The organism is Acinetobacter sp. YH12064, from assembly GCF_013419735.1.
GTDB classification, from domain to species: Bacteria; Pseudomonadota; Gammaproteobacteria; order Pseudomonadales; family Moraxellaceae; genus Acinetobacter; species Acinetobacter amyesii.
The window spans coordinates 149275-167972 of record NZ_VOZP01000001.1; the positions used below are offsets into that span (position 1 = coordinate 149275).

Here is an 18698-nt window from a genome sequence, read left to right on the forward strand (position 1 = left end):
CCACAGCTATTACAAAGCTAGCAATCATACCTTGCTTTACTTACATAAAAAAACAAATTTATTTGATATTTCACATTTTATCTATCTTAAAAATTAATAGAAAAATACATAACTCAATTTCAATTTATTCCAATCTTGATCATCTTGTTGCTGGTATTCGTATCCTAGTCTTAAAGCATTTTGTTGGTTGACGATATATTGTAATTCAGCATCGAGTTTCAGATTCCATTGATGTGTATCTTCCCAATACGGAAGCTCTGCCTGAACCAGACTGTTGAGTTTTTCTGACCAAATATTTTGGCAACCCAGTGTCGGCCCAAGGCCCACTCGCCATCCATCATCTAGAGACTTGCCGCCCTGCACCTGCATTTGAGACTGCACATAACACAAATGTGTACGTTCCTGATTGGCCCAGCTATAACCAGATTGTGCTTTGAATTCAGCAACGCCATGTTGTTTCGTTTCGCTAAATTGACCTGCATCTACAGACACTTGCTGCCAGCCAAAATTAAAACCCCAGCTTAGCGGTGTTTTAAATGGCGTAATGGGGTTGTAAGAATTGACCGATAAAAAATCAAAATGATTGAGTTTGAGTTGGTCGTCTCGATATTGGATCGAGCCATCCCAAAACATCAACTGCGTACCAATCCGAAAGCCACCTTGCGGATCGACCAAATCATGATATGCCTGACGATGCCCGAGTTCGATATATTTTTCACCTTGAACTTCGCCTACTGCGGCTGAAAAATTTCGCGCATGATGTCCATTGACTGGATCTAGACTTGGCTGCTTAGGTTCAGTCCGTTGTTTGGGTTGTGAAGATTGGCTACGTAAGGCCAAGATTTGACGCAATTTAGGCTGCGTTTCTTCCGCACTCACCTTTCTCCCAATCAGTAATAAATACAGATGGTCATACGCCATTTCTAATATTTTCGCTTGCTCTACTTCATTAAACTGAGCGAGTGCAGTCGACATGTTCTCAGGTTCAATTTCAGCGAGCTTATGCGCTTCGCGTGCTAAACGATATCCATGTTGCTGCGCTTGTGACAAAAGCTGCGTTTCTAATGCAGGACGATAAACCGCTGCTTGAATCAGTTGTTCATCATTAATTGCTTTGATCGTCTCAACGGGAATGGAAGCAACTTTAAATTTTTCGGTTAAATTCAGTGTCGGGCGAACCAAATCCATTAAGCCCAATAATCGATATGCACAGTTATCACTGGCGAAATAATAGGGAAAACTGACATTTTGCATTTCCCAAATATGTTTAACCAAATAACTGGTTTCTTGCTGGGTCAGTGCTAGCTCATATTCCCACAAATCACGACTTTCAAAATCACCATATTCTTTCACCTTCCGGTAGTACGGCATTAAGGAATATTCACCAGGATACTGCCCTGTTAAGCCTTTCCATGCATAAGACCAGTTATCTTCTCCAGCAACAGTAGCCGCATAGTTAATGGCATAGGACACCAAATTTAGTTCTTTTTGATCTTTCGGATCGAGACGCAATAAGGTATGTCCAAACATAGAACTTGGATTACCCATAAAGTCTGTGGCGTAGATTAATGTCGCTTTATAAGGCTTAATTTTTCCAAACCATTCATCAAACTCAGGGCAGCTCACCACTGGTAACTGCTCTGAACGGATGGATAACTCTTGCATCAGCCACTGACTACGCGCAGGGAAACGACAACGAAAGGCTTGATTAGGTTCGGCGGTTTGAAATAGTGCAGCGACATCTGCCTCTAATTCAGCTTGAGCACTTTGACGGCCATTTTCAGCTAAAAAATAACCTGTATAGGCAACTTCACTTTGTCCTTTATGATCTGTATATAAAAGTCGTTGCCAACTGATGTGTTCAGACAGTTTTTTTGATTGTGCAAGTTCAATATATCGCTGTAACTCTACGGTTTTAGAGGGAGTAGAATCTACAACTTGCTGAGCATATATGATGCTCGGAATCATAAAAGTACAAAATAAAGCAATTGATTTCATTCAGTTATATTCAAATCCATTTTTATATATTTTAGATAATAAAAAACCCTGCCGAGAGACAGGGTTTTGAAAGCATCGATTAAACGTATGCTTTAAGTACTTCGTCTTTTGCCATTACACTTTGTAATGAAGCAAGTACTTGTAGAGAAGACTGGTTTTCAGCTGAATAGATTTCAGCAAAATTTGCTTTAGATACTGCAAAGAAACGCGCTTTATCTGTCGATTGGATGTTTAAAAGCTCAGCCAAAACATTTAGGCTCTCACCTTGACCAACCGCCATATCACGAGCAAGTGATTCAGCATTTTCATTGGTAAATGTTACCGCTTGAGCAGTTACTGTACCTGTACCGCTACAACCTAAAGTACCAAAGGTAATACCAAGTAACTGGTTAGTAAAAATACCGTTGGTAGTCGCAGCTAAAATTTTAGGAATTTTACCTGATTGACCAGCCCAAACTTGAGAACCAACACCACAACCTACGTCACGGTCAGCAAAAGCAGCTGTAGAACCTAGTGCAACGACTGCAACTAAAGCTAATTTTTTTAACATAGCACTTCTCCAGGGAATTTTATTCCATTGTTTTTAATTATTAAAACATGTGTAATTTTGATTACACACCTGTAGATTAACTTGATCTTTCAGATAAGGCAAAACATTTTCATCTAAAACTTTTGGCTAAAAATAATACGTTCTTTTTCACTATTTTTTGAGCAACCAAGTACCATTTTCATCACGTTTTCCAAGAATTTTGAGCACTAAAACCAAACTGAGTAATAGCAACAAATACCAAGAACCGAGTTTCCCCCAACCGACCATATGCCATGCATCGACCTGACTTGGATATAACCAAATTTGATAGAAAGTACTGATATTTTCTGCGATCCAAATCAAAAATGCCAAAATCAACAGTACTGGTAACATCGGCAACTGAATCACATGATTTTGTAATTGAAAACTGAGCTTGGTTTTCCAAAAGATCACCACACTCCAAGCAAACAAAAATATACGAATATCTGGCACAAAAAATTTGGTCATAAAATTAAGATATGACAAAACGGCTAAGCACAGCATATTGCAAAAACGCGGTAAGTTACTGAACGACACTTGATATAGACGTAGTGAACGTGCAAAGAAACTCCCCACCGCCGAATACATAAAACCTGCAAATAATGGCACTGTCAGCAGTTTAAAAACCGCAGGCTGCGGATATTGCCATGAGGCAATATGTGGATGAGTCAGAAATATTTCCATCCCCATAGCCAGCAGATGAAACAGTGCTATGACTTTAGCTTCCGCCCAAGATTCGAGTTTTAAGTAAAGTAAACACACTTGAATGATCAGTGCATAAAACAATAAATAGTCATAACGGAAAAAGCCAAAATATTCCTGACTTCCCATTGCTGCAGTTAATGCAAAAGCGATCAGCAGTAATATCCCAAATAAGGCAGCCGAAGCTGCCTTATAAGAGAACTCAAAACATGATTTTATTATCTTGACCACGGTTGAATCCTAAACCTACTTCCCTGAAGCCTTATAAATACTTGGCACTATATTCATGTACCGTATCAATAAAGGCTTTCGGATTGGCTGGATCTACCCACTGAGTAATACCATGACCTAAGTTCGCCACATAACCAGTTTTTTCACCGTTGGCATATGCATCATCTAACATGGCACGCGTCGCTTTCGCGATTGCTTCAGGCGAACCATACAATGTTGCTGGGTCTAAGTTACCTTGCAAAGCTGCACGGCCTGCGACTGTTTGACGTGCTACATTTAATGGCGTAGTCCAATCTAAACCAAAAGCATCTGCACCCGTTGCAATCATTGGCTCTAACCATTGACCACCGCCTTTGGTAAACAAAATCACAGGGACTTTGCGTCCATCTTTTTCACGCTGTAAACCTGCAACGATTTTTTGCATGTAGTTTAGTGAAAATTCGATGTATTCACGGTGTGCTAATGCCCCACCCCAACTATCAAAGATTTGTACGGCTTGGGCACCTGCATCAATCTGCGCATTGAGATATTCAGTCACCGCCACAGCCAAACGGTCTAATAAGGCATGCAACACTTCAGGTTGTGCATACATCATTTGTTTCGTAAAACGGAAATCTTTGCTTGAACCGCCTTCCACCATATAGGTTGCCAGTGTCCAAGGACTGCCTGAGAAACCAATCAATGGGACTTGTCCGCCCAATGCTGAACGAATCGTAGTCACTGCATTCATGACATAATCTAAGTCAGATTTGGCATTAAACTTAGGTAAATTCAGTACATCTTGTTCGGTACGTACAGTTTTATGAAACTTCGGACCTTCACCTGCTTCAAAATACAATCCCAAACCCAACGCATCAGGTACAGTCAAAATGTCTGAAAATAAAATGGCTGCGTCTAAGTCATAACGACGCAAAGGTTGTAAAGTAACTTCACAAGCAAATTCTGTATTTTTGCAAAGGGATAGGAAATCACCCGCTTTTGCACGTGTTTCACGATACTCTGGTAAATAACGGCCAGCCTGACGCATCATCCAAACCGGAGTTGCATCTACCGGTTCACGTAATAAGGCACGCAAGAAACGATCATTTTTTAAGGTCGTCATTACTTTCCCAACTTAATTCGATATTGGCATCATCATATCAAAAAGGTTGTAAATATAATAACTTCTCAACCATTTAAAAACCAATCATGTTGAGTGCCAAAAATGATATTTACACAAAACAACTACTGCATCTCCACTTTTTTTCTGTAATACTTAGCCAGTTTTTAATACACAGTATATGAATAATTCTTAAGGTTGAATTACATGTTCGTTCGCACCATGCTCGCACTGAGCCTAAGTTGCATATTTGCTGGTACAGCTATTGCCGCATCTACTGCTGAACAACCATTAACGCCAAAAAAAGTGACTAATGTTGCAGTTCAGGATCCCATTGATCCGTTAGCGACTGAAGCTTCATCTACAACTAGCCAGATTAGCGCTCAAGAACAAGAAGATCTGAACCAAGCATCGCAAACTTTAGACAGCCTGCAACAATCAGAAGATGTTAAAGCCGACATCGGTGCTGCACCTGCTACAGCGACTGCTACAACTCCAACATCAACTTCGCCTGCTGCCAAAGTTGCTTGGGGTTTAAATGACCTAAATAATGCACAGTGGTATGACAACATTGGTAAAGGTCAATTCCCTGTTTATGCACGTGCGCATGTCATGCTCAATAATGCTCATGCTTCACCGGGTGCAATTGATGGGACCAGTGGTAAAAATACCCTAAAGGCGATCGCTTCATTCCAACAAATGAATGGGTTGAAACCTACAGGAACTTTAACCAAAGAAACTTGGGATGCATTGATTGCAAAACAAGGTTCTAAACCTGCATTCATTGAATACACGTTGACTGATGCAGACTTGAAAGGTCCTTATGCTGCATCAATTCCACACGACTATGCATTACAAGCAAAAATGAAAGGCTTGTACTACACACGTGTGACTGAAATGTTAGGTGAAAAATTCCACATGGACGAAGACTTTTTGAAAAAGTTGAATCCAAAAGCGACATTTAAAAAAGCTGGTGAAAAAATCTTAGTGGCGAATATTCGTAACGAAGTTCCTGAAGATATTCACTTAATCGTTGCACATAAAGGCGCGAAACAACTTTACTTGTTTAATAGCCGCAACCAAATGATCGGTTCATTCCCGGCAACGATTGGTAGTTCAGATACTCCATCGCCTACAGGTACATATAAAGTAACAGGTGTTGCACCAAACCCTTGGTACAGCTACTCGCCTTCTAACTTTGTTCAAGGCAACAACAGAAAACCATTGTCTTTACCACCTGGTCCAAATGGTCCTGTTGGTAATATCTGGATTGGCTTGAGCAAAAAATCATTCGGTATTCACGGTACACCGAACCCATCTGCTATTTCTAAAACTGCGTCACACGGTTGTATTCGTTTGACCAACTGGGATGCAAATGACTTAGGTAAGAAAGTGAAATCTGGTGTGACTGTTAAATTTTTAGAATAATTTTAGTCATATTTAAAAAGCCTGCTTCGTGCAGGCTTTTTTTATAGTTGCGCCTTTATGCATAACAAAAGACTCAATCTTGGCTGAGCGTTGCAAAAATAGGATGAATTGTCGCTAAAAAACTATATATCCCTATTTAGTTCAATCCTAAAATAGGCATATGTTCAATAATTAAGATAAGGATGAATGCCATGAATGCTTTTTTACATCCAAGTGAAAACCGTGGTCACGTAAAAATGGGCTGGCTTGAGTCTAAACACAGCTTTTCTTTTGGTAACTGGTATAACCCGAAATACATGGGCGTTAGTGCGCTTCGTGTAATTAATGATGACTTAATTGCAGCACATGAAGGTTTTGGTCAACACCCACATGACAACATGGAAATTTTAACGTGTGTGTTAAAAGGCACCATTACGCATAAAGACAGCATGGGCAACCATGGTGGCATTTCTGCGGGTGAATGGCAGCTCATGAGCGCAGGTACAGGTGTGCGCCATAGCGAAATGAACCAAGGTGATGAAGATGTGCATTTACTACAAATTTGGATCGTTCCAAATGAACGTGATGCTGAACCGACCTATCAACAAATTAAATGTGATCCACGTGATCAACCCAATCAATGGCATTTAATTGTCGGTCCAAATGACAATGCAGCTATGCATATTCGTCAGCAGGCGGAAGTTAAATCTGCATTTTTGACGAAAGGTCAATCTTTAGATATCCATGCAACGCAGCATATCAACTATATTCATGTTATTTCAGGTTCAGTGCAAATTGCTGAACATAAAGTTGAAGCTGGTGGTGCAATTGCGTTCTTAGAAGATAGCCAAATTGAAGCGCTTGAAGATGCTCAAGTGATTTGGTTTGATTTACCCGAAGTAAAATAATTAAAAGCCCTCAAATGTGAGGGCTTTTTTTATGCAGCTTGGCTAAGGCGTTCACTGCGTTTATATAACCATATCAACACTAAAGACGGAATAATAAATCCAGCAGCCACCATGATGCCATGTAGGATTGAGGCATAAGGTTCAGCAAGCATGGCCACATGTTTCATTGGAGATGTCAATGGATGGAATCACTTTAAACATCTCGAAATCAAGCATTTTGAGATGTTTTTAAATGACGCTCAGTAGCTCAACATTTAGATAAAATTCATCAATCAATGGTGACTTTATATTGTTGTATTGCCGATACAGTCTACAGTTTCTGTCTTAAGTTTCCACGCGATAAAAATGATTTCGCATAAAGACGCCAAATATAGAAGCAAATAATTGCCGATCTTGTTCAGCTTGAAAGATGCCCCTGAAATAGTCCCGATCTGTGGTTAAAATTAAATCTAAGAATGTTGCCTGCTTGGGAACGGCACCCTTTCTTTGGCAATATGCAAAATATGCGCTGACATCTTCAAATAAAATCCACCACTCATGTGGACTTCCAATCTGAACGCCACCTAATGAATGCTCTAGATCAAACATCGCATTAAGCAGATATTGAAAATTTTGCTTTGAACTTTGAAATTGAAATCTCGGATAATCTGTTGTTAGATTTAATTCGATCAGATGTAAATGGACGTTCCGAGCATGCTCTAATCGATGTTTAACTTTTACATATTGTTGATAACGACGTCGATCTTTTGCTGTGACCGTTGTTAGGCGGGATAAATCCATATTGTCATATAAATCACTGAGTTTTACTTCACAAGCAATTGCATTTTTAGCAGTACGCTGCGCAGCTTGAAATCGGTTCTCACCTGTTGTTTTAGTCAGTGCCAGTATCGCGTCAATAATATGCGCTTGAAAACCCTTAGCACGAAGCTCATCCGTCGTTGTCGCAGTATCTTCTAAAATGTCATGTAATACAGCTACGATTTTAGCATCGGGATGTTGCACATTTTGCATCACACGAAGTGGATGCTGAATATAAGCTTGACCCGCTTTATCGACTTGTCCGAAATGGCGTTCAGTCGCCAATGAAATCGCGTTTTCTAAAGTTGAAATAAAGAATCTCCCCTTCGTGGTCTTTTTTATTTTTCTCCATCATATTAATCAATGAATACATCTATTTATAGCTCTAAGCACGCCCCTAACGACACAGATTGACTCGTAAAATACATATCTACCGTGAATTATCGTGAGCTAGATCTTTTGCAAATAGTTCTATGCCATTCGCGCCAACATTTCCAAAGTAATTTTTTTCACCTCTTCTTTACTTTGCTGAATATGGCTGCGCATTTTCTCCAATGCCGCTATCACATTATGTCCAAAGATCAATTGTAAAATTTGTTGATGCTCTGCATAAGTGGCTTCAATTCGATAAGCTTTAGAGAAATCTAAACGTCGAATAATACGAATTTTTTCACTCACATCCCGATGCACTTTCGCCATTTCACTATTACCGATTGCCTCAACCAATTGACAGTGAAATGCTTCATCTTGCATCGATAAAGTTTTTAAATCATGCAAAAACTGTTCGGGCTGAATACACCACAAATTCACCAATGTCTGTAAAGCCTGTTTGAGTTGTTCTGTTTCCATTTTGCAGAGCTGCTCAATGGCATAGCATTCCAGCAAAATCCGCAAATCATACAATTCTTCGTAGGCTTTAAAATTGAGTGGTTTCACTTCCCAACCGCTACGAAAATGCACTCGGACATAGCCATCTTGCTGTAAACGGTATAAAGCCTGCCGTACGGGCGTACGGCTCACTTCATACAATTCGGCAATTTCAGATTCGGTAAAACGTGCGCCCGGTTTGAGCTGGAAATCAAAAATATCATTTTTTATTTTTTGGAAAACCAGCTCAGACAAGTTGTCTGAGCTTTTCCCAACAATGGTGGTTGTGGTCATGTTTATTCCATATAAACCAGCGGTTCACCGCTATGTACCGTTTGTCCTGCACGGCAAATAATCGCTTTCACGATACCATCATCATCGGCATAGACTGGAAGCTCCATTTTCATCGCTTCAATAATGGCTACAGTCTCACCTTTCTTCACAGACTGTCCAGCTTCGACAAAAATTTTCCAAATGTTGCCGGTCATCGACGCATTCAAGGCTGCATACTGGCTATAGTCGGTATCATCTTGCAGGATTTCCATTTCCGCAGGTGCATCAAACTCATCTTTCCAACGTTCAACTTCAGTTGTAAATGCCTGTTGCTGCTGCGCTTTAAATTCTGCAATACTGTCCTTTTCTATTTCCAAAAAGGCTTGATAGGCTGCAAAATCAAATTCAGTTTCTTCAATTTTGATTTCCGCCACACCATTGGCAAAGTCAGCACGGAATTGATCGAGTTCAGCTTCGGTTACTTCATAATATTTAATTTGGTCAAAGAAGCGTAAGAACCATTGCTGATCGCCAAACTGCTTGTTCTTTTTAAACTTATTCCAAATGGGCAAGGTACGGCCAATCAATTGATAACCGCCCGGTGAGTCCATGCCATAGATACACATGTACATACCGCCAATACCAACTGTACCTTCGGCAGTAAAGGTACGTGCAGGGTTATATTTCGAGCTGAGCAAACGATGACGTGGATCAATTGGTACAGCACAAGGTGCGGTTAAATACACATCGCCCAAACCTAAAATTAAGTAATTGGCATCAAAAATGATGTCTTTGACTTGCTCACGGCTGTCTAAGCCATTAATACGCTGAATGAAATCGACGTTATTTGGCAACCAAGGCGCTTTGGCACAAACACTTTCTTGATAACGCTCAACCGCGCCTAAAGTTGCCGAATCCTCAAATGCCATCGGCAAGTGAATAATACGAGATGGAATTTTAATTTGGCTCAAATCCCCCATCTCATTTTCGAGACCCAATAAAAACTGGATCAAATTCGTTTGGCTAAAACGCAATCCATCATATTTAATTTGCAGTGAACGCACACCCGGTGAAAGCTCTAAAATGCCATCAATATTCGCTTCACGAATCAGCTGCATCAGTCGATAAACACGTAAGCGCAATACAAGGTCGAGAACGTTTTCGCCATATTCCAGCAAGATATAACTGTCACCTGCCTGACGATAGACCGCTTTTGGCGCATGTGCATCTGCTTCACGAACCGCCAATATCCCTTCAGGCTTGCATTCAAAATTGACCAACGCTGACTTTTCAGGTGCTTGAGCAAAGTTTTGGATATCGGCAATTTGCTGAACTTCCAATGCATTGGCTTGTTCAACACTCATCGGATAGAAACTAATGCTGTCATCTGCCTTAAGTTGACCAATTTTCCAAAGTTCAGCTTTGGCAATCGTCACTGGGCAAACAAAGCCACCGAGGCTTGGGCCATCTTTAGCCAAAATCACGGGGAAATCACCAGTGAAGTTAATTGCCCCAATAGCATATTCACAGTCATGCACATTGGATGGATGCAAACCAGCTTCACCGCCATTTTCACGTGCCCAGCCTGGTGTCGGGCCAGTTAGGCGAATACCTAAACGGTTTGAGTTAAAGTGCACATTCCATGTTGAAGCAAAAAATTCTTCAATATATTCAGGTTTAAAGAAATCTGGTGCGCCATGCGGGCCATAGAGCACACCAATTTTCCATTCTTTGCCATAGCTTGGAATACGCTCTGCAGCTAAAGCTTGTGGTGCTGCTGTTGCAATTTCCAATCCATCTAAAGGCAGACTTGGATTGACCATTTTAATCATGTCACCTGCACGCAGAACTCGCCCTGCATGACCGCCAAAATTACCCAATGCAAAGGTTGAGCGGCTGCCTAGATATTCAGGTACATTTAGTCCGTTGCGGATTGCAAGATAAGTACGACAACCCGACTCAACTTGTCCAAGTACTAATGTTTGCCCTGCTTTGATGCTGATCGGTTGCCAAAAATCGACATTCACACCATCTAGAGTCGCGCTACATGGCGCACCTGCAATGGCTACAATGCTATCGGCATGAAATTTCAGGCTTGGTCCTTGTAAGGTAAACTCAAAACCTGCTGCCGATTTTGGATTACCGACAATTTGATTGGCCAACTGAAATGCATAATCATCCATCGGGCCTGATGGCGGTACGCCGATATCCCAATAGCCTACACGCCCCGGATAGTCTTGAATCGAACTTTGCGTGCCCGGTTGCAGCACTTCAATTACATTTGGCACGTATTTAAAGTCATCCAGCAGACGTGTCCAGATTTGCATATTTTCAAAGCGTGCATCAGACACTACGGTATGCGCATAATCTAAGTTGGTGCTGATGCCATTCAGACGGGTTTCAGCCAAGGCTGTTTTTAACTTAGCAACCGCACTGTCTCGGTCTGCAGCATGCACAATAATTTTGGCAATCATCGGGTCAAAATATTGTGAAATTTCTGTGCCTGTAGATACCCACGTATCCACACGAACGTCTTCAGGGAAATATACATCCGTGAGTACACCCGGACTTGGCTGGAAGTTTTTCACTGGATCTTCCGCATAGATTCGCACTTCAATGGCAGCGCCATTGGGCTGAATATTGCTGAGTTTTTCCCAATCTAAAGCATCACCTGCCGCCACTTTGAGCATGCATTCAATCAAATCTAAGCCAGTCACCATTTCAGTGACTGGATGTTCAACCTGCAAACGGGTATTCACTTCAAGGAAATACACTTCATCACGGGCAGCATCATAGATAAACTCAACTGTACCTGCACTGCGGTATTTCACCAATTGACCGAGCTCTACAGCAGCACGGTGCAATTTTTGACGGGTCGCTTCAGGTAAATGTGGTGCCGGTGTTTCCTCCACCACTTTTTGGTTACGGCGCTGCAATGAACAATCACGCTCACCAAAGGCAACGACTTGACCTAAACCATCACCAAAAATTTGTACTTCTACGTGACGGGCTTTATCGACAAAACGTTCGAGAAACACACCCGCATCTTTAAAGAACTGTTCGCCTAGACGCTTTACACTTTCATACGCATCTTTTAATGATTGTTCATCATCACAGCGGGTTAAACCAATACCGCCACCGCCAGCGGTGCTTTTCAACATGATTGGATAACCAATCTCTGCAGCAGATGTGAGTGCTTCATCCAAATTTGCCAATAAACCTGTACCCGGTGTCATGGGCACATTGGCTGCCGCAGCCAATTCACGTGCACGATGCTTCAAACCAAACTCTAAAATTTGTTCAGCCGTTGGCCCCATAAAGGCAATGTTATTTTCTTCACATGCACGGGCAAAGTCAGCACTCTCTGACAAAAAGCCATAACCAGGAAAAATAGCTTCCGCACCGGTTTGTTTGGCTGCTTGAATCAATTTTTCAATACTTAAATAAGTCTCTGCAGGTTTAACACCTTTAAGTGAAACTGACACATCTGCATCTAAGACATGCTGTGCATAACGGTCTGTCTCTGAATACACGGCAACTGATTGAACACCGAGTTTCTTTAATGTACGAATCGCACGAACAGCAATTTCACCACGGTTTGCAATTAAAACTGTTTTAAACATGATTATTTCCCCGAATTTTTTAATTTGATTTTGCTGTTGTTGCTTGCAGTGATTGGATATAAGCGCGCCAGCCGCCAAATTCACTGATATTTTTTGCACCGTTTAAGCCATAAGGTTCACAAATAAAGCCTTTCACCCAACGTCCATCGGCAAGCTCGATATTGCCCATACCCAGTGGTGTTGGAATTTCGGTGACAAATTCACCAAAGCGTGCTTTTGGAATATCCCAAAGCTCGACAATAATTTTTTGACCCGCTTCCTGACGCGCTAAACCTGGTTTCGGCGGTACAGTGCCCGGCAATGCATAGAGGGCGTAATCGGCAGAAGTGGTTGTGGTTTCGACATGCACGGCTTGACGTGTTGTCAGTTGGAAATTGAGTGGCATACCTGTGAGATGTGCGCCTACAACTGCAACTCGAAAATGCTGCGCGGATGGTGCAGAAATGACTGAAGCTGTTTCAGGCAATGTTTTCGCTACTGCACCGAGGGGTAGTTGCAGATGGTTTTGCCATTTTTCTGCAAATTCAGCTAAAGCCGTATCGTGCCAAGCCGGTGCAATGAATGTGATTCCAAAAGGCAGCCCGTCGGCACGAAAGCCTGCAGGTACAGCGATGGCACTGAGGTCTGCTAAATTGGTAAAGTTGGTATAGGTGCCAAAGTGGCTATTATTTTCAATTGGCGATTCAGCCATTTCTGCAAGTGTGTGAATGGTTGGCGAGCTTGGCACCACTAAGGCATCAAATTGCGCTAAGGTTTGCTGAATGTCTCGAGCCAATTCTTGCTTTAAATATTCGGCGTTATAGGCATCCACCGCAGTGTACTGCTGACCTTTTTGAATAATTTCTAAAACTGTTGGATCAAAGTCTTGTACCGATGTTTCTAATAAATCTGCAACTGCAGCAGTTCGCTCTGCGACCCATGCCCCTTGGTAAAGTTGGCTCGCCAATTGACTAAAAGCACTGAAATCAATTTCTGTCAGATCTGCGCCTAAGTTTTTTAATTCAGTTAATGCATATTGAAATGCATCCGCCGATTGAGCATCGCCAAAAAAATCTAATTGTTTTGGAATGGCTAACTTTAATTGTGCGCTGAACTTTGCAGGCGCTGTAGCAGGATTCACACGTGAATAACTGTCGGTTACATCAAAACCTTCCATAACTTCTGCCACTACAGTTGCATCAGCGACGGTTAAGGCAAAAATTGAAATGCAATCGAGGCTCTTACAGGCAGGCAATAAGCCTGTATTTGAAAAGCGACCTTTGGTTGGCTTTAAACCAACAATATTATTAAATGCTGCGGGTATACGCCCTGAGCCTGCTGTATCTGTACCGAGCGCAATCGGGACTAAACCGCGCGCCACCACACTGCCTGAACCTGAACTTGAACCACCGCTTACAAAGTCAGAATTAAAAGTATTCGGCACTGCACCAAATGGCGAACGTGTACCGACCAATCCTGTGGCAAATTGATCTAGATTAGTTTTGCCTACAATAATCGCACCCGCTTGTTTTAAGCGTTGCACCACATAGGCATCTTCAGTTTTTATGTCCGTAAATAATTTAAATGCAGCCGTCGACGCAAAACCTGCCACATCTATATTGTCTTTAACTGCAATAGGCACACCAAATAAAGGTAAGGCCGCAGCATTTTCGATTTGTTTTAAAGCGTCAATCTGCGCAGTTAATTGTTCTATCGATGCAATGGAAATCCATGCTGGATCTGCATAATCAAATTGCTCAACCAAGGCATATAAGTCTTCGAGTTGAATTGTGTTATTCGTGTAGCCCGCTTTCCATTCCGCTAAAGTCCAGCCTAAAGTTTTTATTGAGTTCATTGATGTGCTCATTCTTGTATCCAAGTTTGAATACTGTTTTGCACACACCATGCCAAAATTAATTTTTTGTTATTTTTTAGTATGTTAATACTAAAGCACCAATCGTTTTCCTATTTTATTTAGGCAATACAAAACGATAAGTGTTCTATTAAGTTTCCAAGCTCCACTATTTTGGTGCATGACTTTTATAATCGTGTTTTCAATAGATTCTTTTCATTTAGATGCAGATATAAATACAGTGAACTTGATATTGCCACTCTTAATAAGCTTTCAATTTAAATGTTTTGTATAACTTGGAATAAATAACCAGCGAAACATTTTAAATTTAATATTTTTGGAAACAGATACATCAATGATGGCGAAAGCAATAATAGTCTTAGAGATTGATAGAAGTGAATAGAAATATAAAAAAAGCAGTTGATTTTCAAAATTTAGTTGGAGAATAAAAACTAAAAAATGGTGCGCTCAGCGGGACTCGAACCCACGCCACAGGCTTCGGAGACCTGTACTCTATCCAGTTGAGCTATGAGCGCTTATTTTGGATTGCGCACATCATAACAAAAAAAACTGTAAGGTAAAGCAACTATATAGATGTTAGGCTTTTTTCTGCTTAAGCTTTATACAACGTTCTATTTATAAAATGCAGAATTCCATACGATTTACTTGGTTTATTTGCCCCGATATCGCACAATACTCACACTATTTATAGAGTGAATTATTTATGACTGATGCACTAACGTTAAAGCAGCTGTCAAAAACCTATAAAAATGGGTTTCAGGCGCTTAAAGGTATTGATTTAACAGTACCCGAAGGTGAATTTTATGCACTGTTAGGTCCCAATGGTGCAGGAAAATCTACCACGATTAGTATTATCAGTTCACTAACCCGTAAAACTTCAGGCACTGTCGAAATTTTTGGGCACAATTTAGATACCCATCCCTCGCATGCAAAGCAGTGTTTGGGCGTTGTACCTCAAGAATTTAACTTTGGTCAATTTGAAAAAACATTTGATATTTTGGTGACTCAAGCTGGTTATTACGGTATTTCCAAAAAGATAGCAGAGAAACGTGCAGAGGAATATTTAGAAAAGCTTGGCCTTTGGGAAAAACGTAGCACCCAAGCACGCATGCTATCGGGCGGTATGAAACGCCGTTTAATGATCGCTCGTGCCATGATGCATGAACCTAAACTGCTGATTTTAGATGAGCCGACTGCTGGTGTTGATATTGAACTACGCCGTTCGATGTGGGATTTCCTCACAGAAATGAACGAAAAAGGCACGTCTATTATTTTAACGACACACTATTTAGAAGAAGCAGAAATGTTGTGCCGTCGAATCGCAATTATTGATCGTGGTGTGATTAAAGAAGACACCAGCATGAAAGGTTTTCTCAGTCAGTTGAATGAAGAAACCTTTATTTTCGATCTAGCCGAACCCATTGAACCGATCCATATAGAAATTATTGGTGTCCGTTTCAACTTAGTAGATCCTATCACCTTAGAAGTCACTATGGATAAAGCCCATACCTTAAATGATTTATTCCAACTCATGGAATCACAAGGTATTCAGGTTCGAAGTATGCGTAATAAATCTAACCGACTAGAAGAACTGTTTGTCCGTATGGTCGAAAAAAATCTTGAAGGTGCAGCACAATGAATTTTAACCAACTGTGTATCGCCCTCTACACCTTAGTGTATAAAGAAATTCGCCGTTTCATGCGTATTTGGCCGCAAACCCTTCTCCCACCGGCAATCACCATGAGTTTGTACTTTGTGATTTTCGGTAATTTAGTCGGTTCACGCATTGGGCAAATGGGTGGTTTTAGCTATATGCAGTTCATCGTGCCCGGCTTAATTATGATGGCGGTCATTACCAACAGCTATGCCAATGTGTCATCAAGTTTCTTTAGTGCAAAATTTCAAAAAAGCATCGAAGAATTAATCATGAGCCCGGTGCCGTTACATATGGTGCTTTGGGGTTATGTGATCGGTGGTGTTTGCCGTGGTGTTTTAGTCGGCTTTATTGTCACTGTGATGAGCCTATTTTTTACTGAATTACACCTGACCAATATCTTCGTAACTATATATACAGTTCTCATTACTTCGCTGCTGTTTTCTCTTGGCGGATTTATTAATGCTGTTTATGCAAAATCTTTTGACGACATTTCGATTATCCCGACTTTCGTCCTGACTCCGCTGACTTATTTAGGCGGTGTTTTCTATGCCATCTCATCACTGAGTCCTTTTTGGCAAAATCTCTCTTTAATCAACCCTGTCGTGTATATGGTCAATGCATTCCGCTACGGTATTTTGGGCCATAGCGATGTGAATGTCGGCATTTCACTGACAGTTATTACTGCATGTTGCGTTGTTCTTTATGGCGTGGCGTATCATTTACTTTCTCGTGGTTCAGGAATGCGTGAATAATGAGTGTAGAACAATCCCTTTTAGGTAAAGACACCAACTACCCAACAGAATATCAACCCGATATTCTGTTTCCGATTGCACGTGCCACTGCACGTGAACAATATGCCCATGTGGAAGGCATCCGCCAAGGTACAGACTGGTGGCATGTTTTTGAAATTTCTTGGTTAAATGCTTCTGGTGTGCCTCAAGTCGCTATTGGCCGTTTAACTTTACCTGCAAGTTCAGACAACCTCATCGAATCGAAATCTTTAAAGCTCTACTTTAATAGTATGAACTTTACCAAATTTGATTCTCAGGCAGCGTTTAAAGCAACCGTTGAAAAAGACTTATCTGCTGCAGCCAATGCCGCTGTGACTGTTGATCTATTTCATGTTGATGAAGTTGAAATTTCAAAACCGCAAGGCATCTGTATTGATGACTTAGAACCCACCCAGTTAGAAAATCATCCAAATGCAGCTTTACTCTCTTTAGATGAAGATGCAGCGCAAGAAGAAGTTGAAATTCAACTTTATTCACATTTATTAAGAAGTAACTGCCCAGTCACGGGTCAACCTGATTGGGGAACGGTATTTATAAGGTATAAAGGTACTAAGCCTTGTTATCGTAGTATTCTGGCTTATATTATTTCTTACCGTCAGCATAATGGTTTCCACGAACAATGTGTGGAGCAAATGTTTGCCGACATTTGGCAACATTTAAAACCAAGTCAGCTGATGGTATATGCTGCCTATACACGCCGTGGTGGATTGGATATCAACCCTTGTCGTGTATCGGATTTAACATGGATGCCTCGCCCCATTCGATTGGCGCGACAATAAAAAAATTGAGGTTAGTGATGCCATTTTTTGGTTTTATTCCTTCTGAGGAACTTCTAAGCAGTATCCAAAATGGTCACGCGAAAAAAAATTCGAGTGAACCCCTTTATCCTTTACGTGATAAAACAGCTTTGCTGATTAATGAAGAAATCATTGGTGCAACTATATTAGCTCCTGTTCATCTGTTTCCTGCAAGCGATAAGCGCGACACAGCAGAAAAACTGGCTGGCTATGTCAAATCAACAGTCGCTGTATTGTTAAAGCAGCTATTGGGTAAATCTCCGAATGATGTGGTGAAACAATCCATTGAATTTTCAGAACGAAGTTTATTTCAAGACGCGACTGGCACTTATCGTGTAGGTCTGAGCTTAGATGCAGGATTGGTCACTAACCTTAAGAACAGTTATGCCGAAATTAAATCGGGTGTAGATATCAATAAAGCTGCTTTTGGTGAACTGTATAAACAGTTTGCTGAAGCTGCAGTGCGTCATTTTATGAATGACTTTAATAAAACACTCGATTTAGGCATGATTAAGCGTAAAGCAGCCGATATCGGTTCTTCTGCCGTGATTAAAGCTATTCATATTGCAATTGATAAGATTTTCCCAAATCTAACCAAAGAAGAGCTAGGTGCCCTTGCAGAAGCACATGATGCGATGTTTAACAAATAAATCGCATTACTCGTCAAAACCTAGCTTCCGCTAGGTTTTTTTTATGGCTAAACGCATAAAATCGAATCCCGATACAATGACTATATATAGTCATGCAAACACAGTTCTAGAATTGAACAGATTTTTATTAAAAGAAAGACAGTACATTGATATCCACAATTTTTAAAAATCTACAAAGAACAGGAAGAACCTGAATATAGATCATATTTTAATGTGAGCCGTCATTTTGGCTTAAATTTCAATGCGTCCATTTTAATATTCAATCTCTTTCTTTTTTATCATTCAGTCTATATTTCTACTATATATAGCGACGTTTTCAACAGCATTGAAGCGCTGGCGAACAAAAACTATGTAATGAATAAACCACTGCTTGCATATGGGTGTTTTAGACCGGTACCTTTTTAATCCTGTCCCTTTATTTTTAGATATAACATTGCAACTTTTGTAGCTTCTAAACAGTATTTCGCAACGCGATAA

At 40.8% G+C, this 18698-nt stretch carries 14 protein-coding genes, 1 tRNA gene and 1 pseudogene; 6 read left to right on the top strand and 10 right to left on the bottom strand.

Features of this window, described 5'->3' with window-relative positions:
- Positions 1-93 precede the first annotated feature (93 nt).
- From FTU13_RS00815 to hemE, 4 genes are all read right to left on the bottom strand, one after another.
- A complete protein-coding gene (locus tag FTU13_RS00815) occupies positions 94-1998 on the bottom strand; it encodes a DUF4105 domain-containing protein (RefSeq protein ID WP_180128898.1) in 1905 nt (634 codons plus the stop codon).
- 79 nt (positions 1999-2077) lie between these two features.
- Positions 2078-2548, bottom strand: coding sequence for a DUF3015 family protein (locus tag FTU13_RS00820; RefSeq protein WP_078190276.1), 471 nt, complete (start codon positions 2546-2548; stop codon positions 2078-2080).
- 150 nt (positions 2549-2698) lie between these two features.
- The gene (locus tag FTU13_RS00825; protein WP_373423921.1) at positions 2699-3490 is read right to left on the bottom strand and encodes a DUF817 family protein; all 792 of its coding nucleotides are present in this window, start codon (positions 3488-3490) and stop codon (positions 2699-2701) included.
- Positions 3491-3530: 40 nt separating this feature from the next.
- Entirely contained in the window at positions 3531-4601 is a 1071-nt protein-coding gene (gene hemE / locus FTU13_RS00830; RefSeq protein ID WP_078191978.1) for a uroporphyrinogen decarboxylase, read from the bottom strand.
- Positions 4602-4805: 204 nt separating this feature from the next.
- On the opposite strand from hemE, the gene FTU13_RS00835 reads away from it, so the two are divergent.
- Complete coding sequence (locus FTU13_RS00835; protein WP_180128901.1) at positions 4806-6026, top strand: L,D-transpeptidase; 1221 nt, start codon at positions 4806-4808, stop codon at positions 6024-6026.
- Positions 6027-6217: 191 nt separating this feature from the next.
- Complete coding sequence (locus FTU13_RS00840; protein ID WP_180128902.1) at positions 6218-6913, top strand: pirin-like bicupin family protein; 696 nt, start codon at positions 6218-6220, stop codon at positions 6911-6913.
- A gap of 29 nt (positions 6914-6942) precedes the next feature.
- Here FTU13_RS00840 and FTU13_RS00845 read toward each other — a convergent pair whose 3' ends face one another.
- The 6 genes and pseudogenes from FTU13_RS00845 to FTU13_RS00870 form a co-directional block, all read right to left on the bottom strand.
- A complete protein-coding gene (locus FTU13_RS00845) occupies positions 6943-7080 on the bottom strand; it encodes a hypothetical protein (protein WP_171263716.1) in 138 nt (45 codons plus the stop codon).
- Positions 7081-7621: 541 nt separating this feature from the next.
- Positions 7622-8023 (bottom strand): annotated as a pseudogene (locus tag FTU13_RS17395) (guanosine-3',5'-bis(diphosphate) 3'-pyrophosphohydrolase); the annotation flags it as partial.
- Between the two features lie 159 nt (positions 8024-8182).
- Positions 8183-8872 (bottom strand): GntR family transcriptional regulator, encoded by a 690-nt coding sequence (locus tag FTU13_RS00855; protein WP_180128904.1) that lies wholly within the window; start codon positions 8870-8872, stop codon positions 8183-8185.
- A 2-nt stretch (positions 8873-8874) separates the two neighbouring features.
- The gene (gene uca / locus FTU13_RS00860; RefSeq protein ID WP_180128905.1) at positions 8875-12474 is read right to left on the bottom strand and encodes an urea carboxylase; all 3600 of its coding nucleotides are present in this window, start codon (positions 12472-12474) and stop codon (positions 8875-8877) included.
- A gap of 19 nt (positions 12475-12493) precedes the next feature.
- Entirely contained in the window at positions 12494-14308 is a 1815-nt protein-coding gene (gene atzF, locus FTU13_RS00865; RefSeq protein ID WP_180161083.1) for an allophanate hydrolase, read from the bottom strand.
- Positions 14309-14765: 457 nt separating this feature from the next.
- Positions 14766-14841 (bottom strand) — tRNA-Arg (locus FTU13_RS00870).
- Between the two features lie 188 nt (positions 14842-15029).
- Between FTU13_RS00870 and FTU13_RS00875 the strand changes: the two genes are divergently transcribed.
- Genes FTU13_RS00875 through FTU13_RS00890 form a run of 4 tightly spaced genes read left to right on the top strand, consistent with a single transcriptional unit; the run spans position 15030 to position 18221 of the window.
- Entirely contained in the window at positions 15030-15965 is a 936-nt protein-coding gene (locus FTU13_RS00875) for an ABC transporter ATP-binding protein (protein ID WP_180003219.1), read from the top strand.
- The gene (locus tag FTU13_RS00880; RefSeq protein WP_180023368.1) at positions 15962-16735 is read left to right on the top strand and encodes an ABC transporter permease; all 774 of its coding nucleotides are present in this window, start codon (positions 15962-15964) and stop codon (positions 16733-16735) included. Before FTU13_RS00875 ends, FTU13_RS00880 begins: the two co-directional genes overlap by 4 nt.
- Positions 16735-17553 (top strand): NADPH-dependent 7-cyano-7-deazaguanine reductase QueF, encoded by an 819-nt coding sequence (queF, locus tag FTU13_RS00885; RefSeq protein WP_180126495.1) that lies wholly within the window; start codon positions 16735-16737, stop codon positions 17551-17553. Before FTU13_RS00880 ends, queF begins: the two co-directional genes overlap by 1 nt.
- Before the next feature lie 17 nt (positions 17554-17570).
- Positions 17571-18221, top strand: a complete 651-nt coding sequence (locus FTU13_RS00890; RefSeq protein ID WP_180126493.1) for a hypothetical protein — start codon at positions 17571-17573, stop codon at positions 18219-18221.
- The last annotated feature ends 477 nt before the right edge of the window (positions 18222-18698 follow it).

What these genes read in the sequence shown, in the direction of transcription:
- FTU13_RS00815 (WP_180128898.1), bottom strand. Translation starts at nt 1,998, where the DNA reads ATGAAATCAATTGCTTTATTTTGTACTTTTATGATTCCGAGCATCATA.
- FTU13_RS00820 (WP_078190276.1), bottom strand. Translation starts at nt 2,548, where the DNA reads ATGTTAAAAAAATTAGCTTTAGTTGCAGTCGTTGCACTAGGTTCTACA.
- hemE (WP_078191978.1), bottom strand. Translation starts at nt 4,601, where the DNA reads ATGACGACCTTAAAAAATGATCGTTTCTTGCGTGCCTTATTACGTGAA.
- FTU13_RS00835 (WP_180128901.1), top strand. Translation starts at nt 4,806, where the DNA reads ATGTTCGTTCGCACCATGCTCGCACTGAGCCTAAGTTGCATATTTGCT.
- FTU13_RS00840 (WP_180128902.1), top strand. Translation starts at nt 6,218, where the DNA reads ATGAATGCTTTTTTACATCCAAGTGAAAACCGTGGTCACGTAAAAATG.
- FTU13_RS00845 (WP_171263716.1), bottom strand. Translation starts at nt 7,080, where the DNA reads ATGAAACATGTGGCCATGCTTGCTGAACCTTATGCCTCAATCCTACAT.
- FTU13_RS00855 (WP_180128904.1), bottom strand. Translation starts at nt 8,872, where the DNA reads ATGACCACAACCACCATTGTTGGGAAAAGCTCAGACAACTTGTCTGAG.
- uca (WP_180128905.1), bottom strand. Translation starts at nt 12,474, where the DNA reads ATGTTTAAAACAGTTTTAATTGCAAACCGTGGTGAAATTGCTGTTCGT.
- atzF (WP_180161083.1), bottom strand. Translation starts at nt 14,308, where the DNA reads ATGAACTCAATAAAAACTTTAGGCTGGACTTTAGCGGAATGGAAAGCG.
- FTU13_RS00875 (WP_180003219.1), top strand. Translation starts at nt 15,030, where the DNA reads ATGACTGATGCACTAACGTTAAAGCAGCTGTCAAAAACCTATAAAAAT.
- FTU13_RS00880 (WP_180023368.1), top strand. Translation starts at nt 15,962, where the DNA reads ATGAATTTTAACCAACTGTGTATCGCCCTCTACACCTTAGTGTATAAA.
- queF (WP_180126495.1), top strand. Translation starts at nt 16,735, where the DNA reads ATGAGTGTAGAACAATCCCTTTTAGGTAAAGACACCAACTACCCAACA.
- FTU13_RS00890 (WP_180126493.1), top strand. Translation starts at nt 17,571, where the DNA reads ATGCCATTTTTTGGTTTTATTCCTTCTGAGGAACTTCTAAGCAGTATC.